This is a genomic window from Actinomycetospora sp. CA-084318, assembly GCF_050955885.1.
Taxonomy (GTDB): Bacteria; Actinomycetota; Actinomycetes; order Mycobacteriales; family Pseudonocardiaceae; genus Actinomycetospora.
On the sequence record NZ_CP192098.1, the window covers coordinates 5,293,599 to 5,307,658 of the forward strand.

10 protein-coding genes are annotated in these 14,060 nt (G+C 74.2%); 1 reads left to right on the forward strand and 9 read right to left on the reverse strand.

Features of this window, described 5'->3' with window-relative positions; all coding sequences use genetic code 11:
• Window positions 1–2 precede the first annotated feature (2 nt).
• Both ACQPYX_RS25830 and ACQPYX_RS25835 read right to left on the reverse strand, forming a co-directional pair.
• The gene (locus tag ACQPYX_RS25830; protein ID WP_433800145.1) at window positions 3–2,366 is read right to left on the reverse strand and encodes a DUF222 domain-containing protein; all 2,364 of its coding nucleotides are present in this window, start codon (window positions 2,364–2,366) and stop codon (window positions 3–5) included.
• 125 nt (window positions 2,367–2,491) lie between these two features.
• Window positions 2,492–2,968 carry a group II intron maturase-specific domain-containing protein gene (locus tag ACQPYX_RS25835; RefSeq protein WP_433803807.1) on the reverse strand — a complete coding sequence of 159 codons (477 nt, stop codon included), beginning with the start codon at window positions 2,966–2,968 and terminating at the stop codon, window positions 2,492–2,494.
• 113 nt (window positions 2,969–3,081) lie between these two features.
• Here ACQPYX_RS25835 and ACQPYX_RS25840 point away from each other — a divergent pair, with 113 nt between their 5' ends.
• Window positions 3,082–4,395: an ISL3 family transposase gene (locus tag ACQPYX_RS25840; RefSeq protein WP_433798860.1), complete on the forward strand. Its 1,314-nt coding sequence runs from the start codon at window positions 3,082–3,084 to the stop codon at window positions 4,393–4,395.
• Here ACQPYX_RS25840 and ltrA read toward each other — a convergent pair.
• The 7 genes from ltrA to ACQPYX_RS25875 form a co-directional block, all read right to left on the reverse strand.
• Complete coding sequence (ltrA, locus tag ACQPYX_RS25845; protein ID WP_433800146.1) at window positions 4,350–5,222, reverse strand: group II intron reverse transcriptase/maturase; 873 nt, start codon at window positions 5,220–5,222, stop codon at window positions 4,350–4,352. The two genes, ACQPYX_RS25840 and ltrA, sit on opposite strands and share 46 nt — an antisense overlap.
• Window positions 5,223–5,984: 762 nt before the next feature.
• Window positions 5,985–7,238 (reverse strand): DUF1501 domain-containing protein, encoded by a 1,254-nt coding sequence (locus ACQPYX_RS25850; RefSeq protein WP_433800147.1) that lies wholly within the window; start codon window positions 7,236–7,238, stop codon window positions 5,985–5,987.
• A complete protein-coding gene (locus ACQPYX_RS25855) occupies window positions 7,235–8,557 on the reverse strand; it encodes a DUF1800 domain-containing protein (protein ID WP_433800148.1) in 1,323 nt (440 codons plus the stop codon). The genes ACQPYX_RS25850 and ACQPYX_RS25855 overlap by 4 nt, the downstream gene beginning before the upstream one ends.
• Window positions 8,558–8,622: 65 nt before the next feature.
• Entirely contained in the window at window positions 8,623–9,078 is a 456-nt protein-coding gene (locus ACQPYX_RS25860) for a hypothetical protein (protein WP_433800150.1), read from the reverse strand.
• Window positions 9,079–9,183: 105 nt separating this feature from the next.
• On the reverse strand, window positions 9,184–10,476 hold the full coding sequence (locus ACQPYX_RS25865) for an ATP-binding protein (protein WP_433800151.1): 1,293 nt from the start codon (window positions 10,474–10,476) through the stop codon (window positions 9,184–9,186).
• Window positions 10,473–11,147, reverse strand: a complete 675-nt coding sequence (locus tag ACQPYX_RS25870; protein ID WP_433800152.1) for a response regulator transcription factor — start codon at window positions 11,145–11,147, stop codon at window positions 10,473–10,475. Before ACQPYX_RS25870 ends, ACQPYX_RS25865 begins: the two co-directional genes overlap by 4 nt.
• Before the next feature lie 40 nt (window positions 11,148–11,187).
• Window positions 11,188–14,055, reverse strand: coding sequence for a sacsin N-terminal ATP-binding-like domain-containing protein (locus tag ACQPYX_RS25875; protein ID WP_433800154.1), 2,868 nt, complete (start codon window positions 14,053–14,055; stop codon window positions 11,188–11,190).
• Between the last annotated feature and the right edge of the window lie 5 nt (window positions 14,056–14,060).

Sequence of the window (14,060 nt, forward strand, 5' to 3'; positions counted from 1 at the left end):
CCTCAGAACGGCGGGTCGTCGTCGTGGGGGTTCGGTGGCTCGCGCTGGTGTTGTCTCCTCCGTTCGTCGATGTGGCGCAGGGTCTGGTACTGGGCGTCGGTGAGGTGGCCGAGCTTGTTGGTTCTCGGCCGCCAGGGTCTCTGGGGTCTCGGTTCGCTGCGGGTGTCGGTGATGCCGTGGCCGAAGCGTTCTCGGGGCACTGGTCGTAGGGGCCGGTACGGCTCGGGGCGCACGGTGTGTCGGGTGCCGGTCGGCGCGGTCCACACGAAGGTGCCCGGCGATGTCTGGCGGACCGTCCACCCCGACTCGGGGGCGTGCTTGCGGAGGTGGTCTCCGACGGAGAGAGCGCCGAGGTTGTCGGCCTGGGTCGGGCCACCGAGGACGTGGTCGTGGGTGTGGTCGATCGCGCAGGCCACGGCGGGCACGGTGCACATCGGGAACCGGCACGTGCGGTCCCTCGCGTGGATCCAGCGCGCGAGTTCGGCGCCGGGAAACCGGTGGTCGGCTTCCTTCGTGGTTCGGGCGGGGTGCTCGTCGGGTGGGCGGGCGCGTTCGATTGCCAACGCTCGTTGAGTCCGGCGGGCGAGTTCGGCCCAGATCCCGACGAGCGGCTGCTGGTCGAGGGTGTCGATGTCGGTGGTGTGGGCGGTGAGCTCGACGACCTGCCGCCGATAGCGGGGGTCCGCGCTGGGTTGCTGGGGTGGGCGGACGAGCAGGACGTGCTCGAGTTGCCCGTGTTCGTCGTGGAGCAGGACCCGGAACTGGGCGGTGGTGCGGGCCCAGACGGCGCGGTGGGCGTCCCAGCCGGTGACGGTGCCGACGCGCAGCTGGCCGTGGGCGCGGTCGAGCCCGAGCGCGCACGCCAACGTGGTGCGGGTGGTGGCGGGGGTGAACATCAACCCGCGGTCGGTCCACCGCGCCGCCGGCGACGGTGGCGGCTGTCCCGGTATTCGGGGGTCGGGGGTGTCGTGGGGTGGTGGGTCGGGTTCGGGGTCTCCGGGCTGCCAGCCTGACGGGGGTTCGGTCGTCGAGCGAGTCGCCTCGGTTGCGGCGGGGTCGTCGGTGGAGCCGTGAGGGCTTTCTCGCCCCGCCTGCGGGTCAACACCTGCCGAAAGCGCGTCGCGGCGACCGCTCGACGCGCTCACGCCCGCCCCGCTGTCCCCAGTGGGACCGCCGCCACGCGAGGGGCCGCCGTCCGAGCCGTCCGAGCCGCCCGAGCCGTCCGAGCCGCCCGAGCGGTCGCCGCCCGAGGGGCCGCCGCCCGAGCGGCCGCCGTCGGGAAGGTCGTCGAGGTCCAGCGGCCCGTCCGAGCCGTCCGAGCCCTCCGAACCGTCCGAGCCGTCGGAGCGGTGCGGGAAGTCGGGGTCGGCGTCGTCCACGCCCCGGTCGTTCAGGCCCTGGTCGTTCAGGCCCTGGTCGTCCGGGCCCTCGTCGTCCGGGCCCTCATCGTTTGGGCCCTTGTCGTCCGGGCCCTCATCGTTCGAGCCCTTGTCGTCCGGGCCCTCGGGGGCGTCGTCCGGGCCGCCGTCGGAGCCGTCGTCGGGGCCGTCCGGGCCGTCGGGGTCGCTGCCGTCAGGGTCGCCGTCGTCGGGTGGGGCGGGTGGGGGCATGAGGTCGTGGACGACCTGTTCGAGGACGGCGAGGTCACCCTCCCCGGCCGGGCAGCCGTGCAGCAGCCGCAGATACACCTGCGCCTGCACCTTCCCCGCCCCGATCGTCGCGCCGGCGGCCTTCAACTGTTCGAGGGCGACCTCGGCGATCGCGACGATCCGCTCGAACGCCGGCACCGCCATCCCAGGCTCCAGGTCCAGGCCGTGGATCTCCATCGCCCCCGACGGCGCCGTCCGCGTCGACACCCGCGACCGGGCCACCGCCGCCGCACGCCGGTTCTCCGCCCCCAACGGGTCCACATCGACCACCGCGGCCGCGACCCGCTGCGCCAGCTCCCACAACCCCAGCTTCGGCGCCTGCTCGATCAACGCGTCGACCACCACGGCGGCTTGGGCGTCGGTGACATCGCGCAGCCCCGAGACGAACACCGACACCTTGGCCTGCTCCAACCGGCCCTCGCGCATCGCGTCGCCGAGGCGCGGCAGGCGTTCCAGCGCACCCTGCGCGGTCTCCAGGCGGGAGGAGGCCATCGTCACCGACCACCCCAGACGGGCGGCGATCACCCGCGGATCCGGCTCCGGCCACCGTTCCACGGTGTCCGCGCGAGCCCGGGCGGTCTCGAGCATCCAGCAGGAGCGGCGCCACTCGTCGTGGGTCAACCGCGCCTGCCACGCCACCAGACCGGCCTCACACTCCTGCCCGGGCAGGTCCCGCGGGTCGGCCCAGGACACCGCCGGCAGCGGGGTGTCGAACACCCCGCCACCACCCTCGTGTCCCGCCTCAATCGCCATGATGTCGGGTGGCCCGGGGGAATCTCACCCCCGGGCTCCCACAGATCCCGGCGTGACAATCTCTTGTCACCGGGCTCTTGCCATCTTGTTCATCGGGCCGGAGGAACGCTGGCGACCCATTTCCAGTGCGCGAACAGGCGGGGATACCTTCCGATGATCCCCAGCCAGCACCGGACGGCCGCCTTCTGCGCTCGCAGTCGTTTGTATTTCTTGCGGATCCATCGCACCAGGTAGGCGTTGATGCGGGCGAACAGGCCATACAGCGCGGAGCGGTAGAACGCCCCGTAGTACTGCATCCATCCTCGCACCATCGGATTCACCCAGTGCGCGAGTTCGGAGAAACTCAGGCGTATGTGCCGGTGCAGTCGCCAGGACCGCACCTGCGCACTGATCCGTGTGAGGGCAGCCTTGCTGATCGCGGGAAGGAACCCAGAGAAGGTCCGCCCGCCGCGACCTTTGGCTTCGCGTTGACGGAAGGTGAACCCCAGGAACGTGAACGACGTATGCTCCGCGGAGCGACGCCGGTTCCCGTCCTGGCATTTGGCTCTTCCGGAAATGGAGTGCAGCTGAGGACGTGATCGACCGGTGCGGTGGGGTCGTGTCGCTGCGGTGAGGCGGGCCCCGAGAAGTTGATGATGGCGGTTCCTACGCCAACCAGCGCCAACATCTCGGGGACCCGATGTCGCAGCCTACGACCCTGCCCGCCCAGATCGTGGCCGACACGATCATCCGCACCGTCGAGCTCGGGGTCCGGATCGTCGACGCCGCGCTGACCGGGGAGACCACGGTGCTGTGGTGCGAACTGCTCGTCGACGGGGCAGGACGGTGCCCGGGCTGCGGGCTGGCCGGGGTGTACCGCGACAGCACCGAGCGTCGGGTCAGTGACGTCCCGGTGGTCGGCCACCCGCTTGAGCTGCGCGTCCGTGTCCCGCGCTACGAGTGCCGCCACGACGGCTGCGCCCGGGCAGTCTTCGTCCACGACACCAGCCGACTCGCGCGGGCCGGCGCCTCGACCACGAAACGCTGCGCGAGCTTCATCCTGCGCCGGCTGATGCTGGACAAGACCACCGTCGCCGCGGTCGCCCGCGAGCTCGGCCGCAGCTGGGACACCGTCAACGACATCGCCGTCGCCGCGACCACCGCCTTGCTGCTCACCGCCGGTCCCGCCCGGCTGGCCGGGGTCGAGGTGATCGGGGTCGACGAGCACAAGTGGGCCCACGTCCGTACCGCTGAGGCGGACGGGTTTGTCACCGTGATCACTGACCTGACCGCTGTTCTTGCAGGTACAGGTCCTGCTCGGCTGTTGGACATGGTCCCCGGACGCTCTGCGGCGGCGATGACCAGCTGGCTCGAGGCCCGCTCGCAGGCCTTCCGCGACCAGGTCCGGATCGTGGCCATGGACGGGTTCGGCGGCTACAAGAACGCCGCCACCGAAGCCCTCCCGGACGCGGTCACGGTCATGGATCCGTTCCACGTGGTCGCGCTGGCCGGGCACAAGCTCGACCTGTGCCGCCAACGCGTCCAGCAGGACACGATGGGCCACCGCGGCCGCACCGGGGACCCGCTCTACCGCGTCCGGCGGACCCTGCGCACTCGTCTTGGGCTGCTCTCCGAGCGGCAACGAGCCCGTCTGGAGACCGTGTTCGCGTTCGACGAGCACGTCGCGGTCGAGGTGACCTGGTGGGCCTACCAGCAGATCATCGCCGCCTACGAACAGCATGATCGTGCCCGCGGCAAGGCGCTGCTCACCGCGGTGATCGACCGGCTCCGGACCGGGCTACCCGACGGGCTCGAGGAGTTGGCGACCCTCGGCCGGACGCTGCACCGGCGCCGCGACGACGTCCTGGCCTACTTCGACCACCGGGCCTCGAACGGGCCGACCGAGGCGATCAACGGCCGACTCGAAGCCCTCCGACGCAACGCCTTGGGCTTCCGCAACATGATCAACTACCGGATCAGATCTCTACTGCACTGCGGCGCCCTCGCACTCTGATTCCGGAAGAGCCAGTAAACGATCCGTGTCTTGTCGGGATGCAGACGCAACCCGACCTGTTCCATGCGCTCGCCGATCGCCGCGACCATTGTCTCGGCTTGCTCGCGGCTCGTGCAGTGCACGACCGCGTCATCGACGTAGCGCTCGAAGGAGATACCGGGAAAGGCCCGGTCCATCCACGTGTCGAACGCGTAGTGCAGGAACATGTTCGCGAGCACCGGTGACACCGGCGACCCTTGCGGCGTTCCACGGTCGCGAGCGACGAGGTCACCGTCACGAGTCTGAATGGGTGCTTGCAGCCAACGCGTGACATACAGGACGACCCATCGCTGGTCGGTGTGCGCCTCGACCGCCTTGATGACGAGGTCCCACGGGACGCTGTCGAAGAACTTCTGGATGTCCAGATCGATCACCCAGTCGGTCTTCCAGCAGCGCTTCCTGCAGGTCTCGACCGCATCGAGGGCCGAGCGGCGCGGGCGGTAGCCGTAGGAGTCCGGGTGGAAGATCGGTTCGACCGACTTCTCCAGCCTCCGTGCCACCACAGTTTGCGCCACCCGGTCCGCCACGGTCGGAATACCCAGGACCCGTGTCCCGTCGCCGTGAGCTTTCGGGATTTCCACCGCCAGCACCGGCGAAGGTAGATAGCTACCCGAGGACATCCGATTCCAGATCTTGTAGAGGTTTCCCCGCAGATCCTTCTCGAACTCCTCGACCGAGCAGCCATCCACCCCCGCTGCACCCTTATTGGATCGCACCTGCTCCCAGGCCTGTTGCACCTCCCACTTCGAAATGACGAACGACTTGCCCGAGGACTTCAGTTCGCTCACTGCGATTCCTCCCGGCTAGATTCCGGTTGATCGAACGAACAAACCACAGATGGCCCGACCCCTTCGCTCCACTCCCACCGCGTCAAGCAGGAGATTCACAGCTACTACGAGTCGGTCCGCCGGCGCCCACCGCATCGGTACTCAGTCCCTCCCGGTTTCAGTCGGTCGGGATTCTCCCTCTCGCCACCGCAGAGATGGCAGTATCGGTGCACGCCTTCCCACGTTCCCCACCGGAGCAGCAGACCGGGCTCACGCCGCCTACATGCCGGGCACCGACTGGCCAATAAACGGGCTCCCGCCAGCCTCATCCCAGGATTGTTCGAACGTCCCGGTTCTGATGCCATCCACACTAATTACGACACTTCACAGGCTACGACGCAGCGTCTTCCCGATCCCCACCTGACACCTCACACGGTGCCTTTTCCCACATCGCTCACCACGACAGTCTTCAGCTAACGCAGCAGTGGGCGGTTTGGAGCCTCCCCCGTAGGTCGACTCCGAAGGGCCACAACCTTCATCTCCGATGGAGCAACACAAGAAACAGGACTCCGCCTACATCAGAGCCTCCTTCTTGTGCGCGTGGCACACCCGAACTGTAGTTCGAACCCCCGACAGTCACGGGCGGCCACGAATCGGCGCGACCACCCACGGACACCGCGAGAGGCACACGAGGCAGGGATCCGAGGCCCAGAACCTGCCCCACGTCACCCTCACGCGCCCGAGACGGGCCAGAACCGCCTACATCACGAAACGGACACGATCTCAGGTGGCCAGCACCCCGGGCATCGGCGTCCGACCGGGACCCAGCACCCGACCCGGGTCCTCCGCCAGCACCCCGCCCAGCACCGTCGCGTAGACGTCGCGGAAGTCGGTCGACGCCCGGAGATCGCCGGCGTCGAGGTCGGTCAGGCTCGGCTGCTCGCCGTACAGGCCCCCGACGACTGGCGCACCGAGCAGGAACACCGGGTTCGCCGTGCCGTGGTCGGTCCCCTGGCTGGCGTTGGCGAGCACCCGGCGGCCGAACTCGGAGTACACCATCGTCACCACCTGCCGCCCCGCGTCCGTGGTGCCCAGCCGCTGCACGAACGGCGTCAGCGCCCCGTCGAGCTCCGCGAGCAGCCGTTGCTGGGTGCTCCGCTCGTCGGCGTGCGTGTCGAAGCCGCCGAGCGAGACCGACCAGACGCGGGTCGGGACCCGGGCCTCGACCAGCGCCGCGACGGTCTGCAGCTGGTCGGCGAGCTGGGACTGCGGCCCGGCGGCCCCGGCGTCGTTCCCCGTGCTGCCGGTCCGTCGCGTGGCCGTGAGCGTCGGGCCGAGCACCTGTTCCACCTGCGCTAGGTCGCGCCCCGACCGGGCCACCCGCGCGCGCAGCACGTCGTCCCCGGCGTCCACGCCGGCCAGGGCCCGGAAGGCCGCCCCGGTCGGCCCCGTGGGCAACGACAGCCCGGCGGCGGGGAGCGTCGACGCCGCCGTGGACGCCCCGGTGAGCATCGGCGGCAGCACCGAGTCCATGGAGACCGCCCGCAGCGGGTCGTCGCCGGTCGCGTCTAGCCAGCGGCCCAGCCACCCCGCACCGGTGGGCGACACCGGGGAGGCCGTCTGCCAGATCGCCATCGACCGGAAGTGGCTGTGGTCGGGCTCGGGACAGCCGACCCCCCGCACGATCGCGACGTCGCCCTGCCCGAACAGCCCGTGCAGGCCCGCCATCCCCGGGTTCAGCCCGAGTCCCTCCCCGATGTCGAGGACCTCGGACGGTGAATAGGCGAGCTCGTGCCGGTTGGACTGGTAGGCGTCGTCGGAGGCGGGCACCACGGTGTTCAGCCCGTCGTTGCCGCCGTAGAGGGTCACGACGACGAGCACGCCCTGCCCCGGCTGCAGCGGCGTGCGGGCCGCCGAACCGAGCAGCGACGACCACGGCACCTGGGTCGCTCCGGCCGTGAGACCGACCGCGGCCGCGGCCACACCGGACCAGGTGAGGAACCGGCGCCGGGTGACGTCGGGGAGTCGGTTGCTCATGCGCTGATCACGTACTCCGGGGTGAGGGCGGCGACGGTGAGGACGGCCCGCGGGTCGCCACCGGCGACGTCGCGCAGGGCGTCGGTGCTGCGCGGGCCGAAGGCGTCGACGCCGAGCGTCCGCCGCGCCCAGTCGATCTGCGCGTTCGGTCCGGCGGGTCCGGGCGGGATCGTGGCGTGCGCGACGACGGCCTGGGCCAGGGCCATCCGGTCGAGCTGCGCGGACGGGGTGAGCCAGGCCGTGCCCGCCGGCCAGCCGCCGACGCTCGGCGGCCGGAACGGCACCTGCCCGAGCGCGTCGAGGTGCTGGTGCACGGGATCGCCCGCCCGACGACGACCGCGCGGCGCCGTCGTGACGGTGCCGGGCTGCGCGCCGACCGCCCGCATGAGCCCCACCGCCCACTCCACGGGCTGTTTGACCAGCGTGGTCCCGCTGTCGTGGAAGGGCGCCGACGTGGCGATCGCCCGCAGCAGCGCCCGCAGGTCGCGGCCCGGGCCGTACGCGTCCGTCAGCGCGCCGAGCACGGCCGGCGACGGCGGGGTGGTCGACACGAGCCGCGACCACATCCGACCGGCCACGAACGCCGCGGACTCGGGCCGGGCGACGACCAGGTCCACGAGCGACGGCGCGTCGAACGCCGCGGTCCGCCCGAGGATCGTCTTCGGGCCGGTGTCCTGGCGCCGGGGGACGAGCCGGGCGGTCCCGGCGTCGGCGTCGACGGTCCAGCCGGTGAGGGCCCGGGCGGCCTCGCGGACGTCGGTCTCGGAGTAGTGCCCGACGCCGAGCGCGAAGAGCTCCATGAACTCCCGCGCCAGGTTCTCGTTGGGCGACCCCACCCGGTTGGTCCGGCCGTCGAGCCACACGAGCATCGCCGGGTCGACCACCATCGCCTGCGCCAGCGACCCGAAGTCTCCCGTCCCGAGCCGGCGCAGCGTCTCGTTCTGCGCCAGCAGGTAGGCGGGCTGGTTCACCTTCTGCGCGCTGGTCGCGAAGTGGCCGTGCCAGAACCACGTGAGCCGCTCGACCAGCGGGGCGCCGGTGGACCACATCCGGTCCAGCCACCAGCGCGTGAGCGCGTCCTGCCCGGTGCTCCGCTGCTGCTGCGCGGCCTTGCGTTCCGGGGTGCCCGGCTTCCCGCGGTCGGTGACGACGCCCAGCGCCGGCGGCGGCGGACCGGGATCGGCCGCCGGCGCGAGCAGCGCGTCGAGGGTGGCGGAGAAGCCCTGCCCGACGGCGGCGTCGAGCTCGCCCGGGCGCGCGCCGAACCCGAAGCGGTCCAGCAGCCGACGCGTGGCGGCGGCATCTCCGACGACGGTCACGACGAGCACGCTCCTCCGGCCGGGCCGGCACCCCCAAGACCGCGGGGTGCCGGCTCAGCCGCTCTTCAGGAACCGGCGGGAGCGGGGGCAGGAGCGGTGGTGGGCGCCGGAGCCGGACCCCGGTCACGCACCCGGACCGCCTGCAGTCCCGTGGGCTCCCGGTCCGCGGCCACGAACACGCGGTCGCCGGTGACCACCTGCGCGGGCGTCGCGTCCTGGCGGTCCTTGTGCACGCGGACCTTCGGCGCGAACGAGTAGGTCGCCGTGAACCCGTCCTTGCTGCGCACGGTGAACGTCGTGCCGTTCACCGCGGTGACGGTGCCGCGCTGGTAGTCGATCGTCCGGTGCGCCTTCCCCGCGCCGGTGAACTCGCCGTGCTCCCCGGGGTGCTTCGCGTGGTGCCCGGCCTCCCCGACGACGGACGGGGTCTCGCTCGGGCTCGCGAGCGCCACTCCGGCGCCCACGCCGCAGAGCGCGAGGGCGCTCACGCCGATGACGACGGGCCTGGTCAGACGGTGCATGGGGAACCTCCGGACGGTCGTGGCCGGCGGAGTGCCGACCCACCGACGACGGTCGGCGGGCCGGCTGTGCGGGCGCTGAGAACGCCGGGTCGCCGGGCGGCGGCTTCAGGAGACGTTCAGCGGAAGGGTCAGGACGAAGCGCGCCCCGGGCCCGTCGTCGGGACCGGCGCAGACGAGGTCCCCGCCGTGCGACCGGGCCGCCTCCCGCGCGATCGCGAGCCCGAGGCCCGCGCCCCCGCCCCCGCCGGTCGCCCCGCCCCGGGCCTCGTCGAGGCGCACCATCCGCTCGAAGATCCGCTCACGCTCGTCGTCGGGCACCCCCGCACCCGAGTCGCGCACCTCGATCCGGCCCGGTCGCACGGTGACCTGCACGGGGCTCCCGCCGTGCCGCCGGGCGTTGACGAGCAGGTTCGTCACGGCCTGGCCGATCAGCTCGACGTCCACCTCCGCGGGCACCGGGCCGGCCGCGTCCAGCGCCACGGGGTCGTCGGGATGGCGCACCGCGTCCCGGTCGATCTCGGCGCGCACCAGGTCGACCAGGTCCACCCGCTCGCGCTCCGGGGCCAGGCCGGCGTCGTAGCGGGCGAGGGTGAGCAGGTCGTCGACGATCCGGCCGGCCCGCCGCGCGTCGCGCACCAGGAGCATGGCGAGGCGTTCGCGGGCGTCGGGGTCGAGCCCGGGAGCGGTGCCCGCCTCGGCGGTCGCGGCGATCCCGGCCAGCGGCGTCCGCAGTTCGTGGGCGGCGTCGGCGACGAACCGGCGGGTGCTGGCCTCCGAGGCCCGGGCCTGCGCCTCGGCGCCCTCGAGCGCGTCGAGCATCTCGTCGAACGCCGCCGCGGCCCGCCCGAGCTCGGTGTCCCGGCGCTCCGGGGCGAGCCGGCGGCCCCGCCGGCCCCCCGCGATGGAACGGGCGAGGGAGGTCATCGCGTCGAGCGGTGCGAGCGCCAGCCGGGTCGTCAGCAGCAGCGCCCCCGCCGCGACGACGATCGCGATCCCGCCGACGAGGAGCAGGATCCGGCGCAGCCGGCCCTCGGCCGCGCCCTCCAGCGAGGGGTCCGCGACGAGCGTGACCGACGTCCCGCCGCGCAGCGTCCGCGTCACCGCGCGCCGCGCGTCCCCGGGGACCGCCCGACCGGCGAGCACCTCGCCCCCCGGCCCGCGGACCACCACCGCGACCCCGCCGCCCACCTCCGAGCGCCGCACGATCTGTTCCGGCGACAGCCCCTGGTCGGCCAGCTGCACGGCCTGCAGGGCCCGGCCGTTCAGCGTCGTCCGGGCCTCCGAGCTCGTCTGCGCCGCGAACAGGACGTCGGAGACCACCGCCACGATCACGACGACGGCGGCGACCACCGCCACCGAGGTGAGGGTGACCCGGCGGCGCAGCGACCCGGGTCTCACGGCCCCGCCCCGTCGTCGCGCACGACGTAGCCCTGCCCGCGGACGGTGTGGATCAGCCGCGGTTCGCCGAGCTTGCGGCGCAGGGCGCTGACGTGGACCTCGACGACGTTGAGGTCGTACTCCTCCCAGCCCCACACGGCCGCGAGGAGCTGCGACTTGGAGCGGACCCGGTCGCGGTGGGCGACGAGGTCGTGCAGCAGACGCAGCTCGGTCGCGGTCACGGCGACGTCCGCCCCGCCGCGCGTCACCCGCCCGGCGTCGGGGTCGACGACGAGGTCGGCCACCGCGACCGCGTCGCCCACGCCCCCGCTGCGCCGCAGCAGCGCCTCGACGCGGGCGATCAGCTCGGCCAGCGCGAACGGCTTGACCAGGTAGTCGTCGGCGCCGGCCCGCAACCCCCGGACCCGCTCCGCGACGCCGCTGCGGGCCGTCAGCAGGATCACCGCGGCGCTCGTCGCCCGGATCGCCGGCAGCAGGGCGTAGCCGTCCCGCCCGGGGAGCATCACGTCGAGAACCACCACGTCGGGGGTGAAGGCGCCGAGGTCGGACTCCAACGACCCGCCGTCGGCGCGCGCGAGGACCTCGTGGCCCTCCCCGGTCAACGCCGCCGTGACCGACTCGAGAATGGGCTCGGAGTCCTCGACGACGAGGACGCGGGCTGGTCGCTCCACGCGGTGAGTGTGCCGCCGGCGGCTGTGGGTCCGCTGTGGATCACGCGAGCAGCGCCCGCACCGGGTCGTCGGTGTGCAGCGTGCCGTCCGCGACCCACACGACCGGGAAGATCTCGCGGGTGGCGCCGTCGACGGTCACCGCGACCCGCAGCCGCTCGTGCACCACGACCTCGCCGTCCGGCAGCTCCCGGCCGGCGGCGGCCGCCCACACGGCGGCGTCGACGAGCGCGCTCCACGCCGTGGCGGTGCCCGGCGACCGGACCTCGCCGTGCACGACCTCGGACGCCACCGGCAGGTCCAGCAGCTCGGCGAGCGCCGCCGCGTGGCGGGCGGCCACCGGCACCACGCAGCTCGCGGCGACGGCACCCAGCAGCCAGGGGCGGTCGAGGACGACCGGCGTCGGGTCCCGGTCGGGGTCGGCGGTCACCACGGCGCCGCCGGCGGTGCGGACCCGGTCCGGCGGGTCGACGTCGGCGACGTCCAGCCGACGGGCGTGGACGGCCTCGCCGAGCGCGGTGTGGGCCGCGAGCGCCGCCGCGGCGGGGACGACGCGGGCCGGGTCGGCGAGGCGTGCGAGCAGGTCGTCGGCCTCCGCCGGCCCCGCGACCCGCAGGTCGGTGCGCACCCCGACCGCCGTCAGGAACCCGGCGTCGAGGTCGACCGGCGCCGGGTCGTACAGGGCCTCCAGGGCCGCGTCGACGACGGCTCCGGGCAGCCGCCAGGCCCCGGGCCGCCGGCCGGTGAGCCGTCCGTGCCGGGCGAGCCACCAGGCGGTGTACGGCACGGGCTCCCCCGGCAGCCGGACGAGGGCGGCCCGCACCTCCCGGTCCGCGGCGAGCACCGGCCAGGCGGCGGCCCAGTCGGCGACGAGCTCGAGGTCGCGGACCGCGACGAGCGAGCTGGGCGGCGTCGGGGCGCCGTCGGCCTCGGCCGTCCCGGCGCCGCCCCGGCCCGGCTCGGGGTCGACCTCCTCGGCCCACCACGTCTCCTCCTCGTCGAGGTCGTGGTCCGGGCCGGTCGGGGCGTCGTCGTGCAGCACCGCGAACCCGTCGAGCACCCCGACCGCGAGCAGCGCCGCGCGCGGGTACGCGGCCGCGGCCCGGTCGGCGAGCACCCCGACCGGCGAGTCCTCCCCCAGCACGGCCCGCAGCGCGCCGTCGGGCAGGACGAGCTCGTCGGCGCGCCGGTACCCGCCGTCGTGCTCGGGCAGGGCCAGGGCCCCGAACCCGGCGGTCCCGGGTGTGATCACCGCCAGGACCAGGCGCGCGAGCGGGTCGACGTCGAGGCCGGCGTCGGCGTCGTCGACGGAGCGCTCGACGGCCTCCCGGACCTCCGGTTCGTCGAGCAGGGCCGGGCCGTCGGCCCGGCGGGCGCCGAGCGCCTCGAGCAGCGGGTGGACCGCGTCGGGGTGCACCACGTGCAGGTCCAGGCCCTCGAGGTCGAGGTCGGCGAGCTCCGGGCCCGGCAGCAGCCGGCCGCGGGGTCCGAGCGCGAGGCGGCCGTCGACGAGCGGGACCGGCAGCGCGGCCAGCTCGGTGCGGTCGAGCCCCTCGAGGGCGGCCAGCGCGGCGTAGAGGGCCCGCCACCAGGACGGCGGGCGGCGCAGCCCGGTCAGCCGGTCGACGAGCGCCGCGGGGTCGAGCCGGGCGACGCCGAGGTCGCCGAGCGCCGCGGTCCAGGGCCGGTCGGTGAGGCCGTCGAGGGTGTCGGCGAGGGCCGCGACGAGCGCGGGGGCCGGATCGGGGAGGGCGGACGCGCGGGCCGGCACGACGTCGGGTCCGGCCGCGCCGGGCAGCCAGGCCGCGCGGCGCAGGGCGGCGAGGGCACCCTCGCGCAGGACGGCGTCGACCTCCGACGCGGGCAGGGCGGCGTCGGGGACGAGGGCGGTGCGCTCCGCCGGGTCGACGCGGCGCACGAGGTCCGGGTAGCGGGCGGCCGCCGCGCGCAGGACGTGGTCGGTGACCGGGCCCCGGCGCACCCGGCGGCGGTCGGCGTCGAGCGGCACGGTGACGACGAGGCGGGCGGGCAGCGTCGTCGTCTCGGCGGTCGCGGTGGGCGCGTGGAGGGTGTCCGGGCCGGGTGCGGGGTACGCCCACAGGCCCTCCCACCCGGTGCGGCCGCGGTCCTCCACCGCGAGGGCGGCGCTCCGGCGGAGGTCGGGGGGCAGCTCGCCGGCGATCGGGAGGACGGTCCACGTGACGTCGGCGATCCGCACCCGGCCGTCGTCGCCCTCGACCCGCTCGACCGTCTCCCCCGCCACCTCGACGGCGGCCAGCCAGGGCAGCGCCAGCAGCAGGTCGGGCGCCTGCTCCCGGGCCGAGCGCAGGACGTCGACGGCGGGATCGCGCAGCGGGAGCCGGACCTCCGTCACGACGTCCGGGTCGAGGTCCTCCGCGACCGGCCACGGCAGCCGCAGCGCGGGGACGCCGTCTGGGCCGCGGCGCTCCGCCTCCGCGGCGAGCGCCCCACCGGCCGCCATGACCTCCTCCCGGGTCCGGGCCCGGGAGAACGCGACACCGCCGCCGGTGGAGACGACCCGCGGCTCGTCGGTCAGGTCGAGGACGGCGCTGAAGCCGACGCCGAAGCGCCCGACGGTGCCCCCGCCGCGCTTCGCCGACGCGCGCAGCGACGCCAGGGCCACGACCCCGTCGGCGTCGAGCGGTGCGCCGGTGTTCCCGACCCGCAGCTCACCGTCGTGCAGGCGCACCCGCAGCCGCGCCGGCCGACCCGCCGCCGCGCCCGCGTCGGCCGCGTTCTGCGCCAGCTCGGTGAACCAGCGGCCGCGGTAGCCGCCGCGCACGAGGTCCTCCTCGGCGTTGGCGTCCTCCCGCAGGCGCGCCGGAGAGGCCGCCCACGCGGTGCGGACCGCGTGCCGCAGGGCGGCGGTGCCGAACGGGTCCCCCGACACCGTCG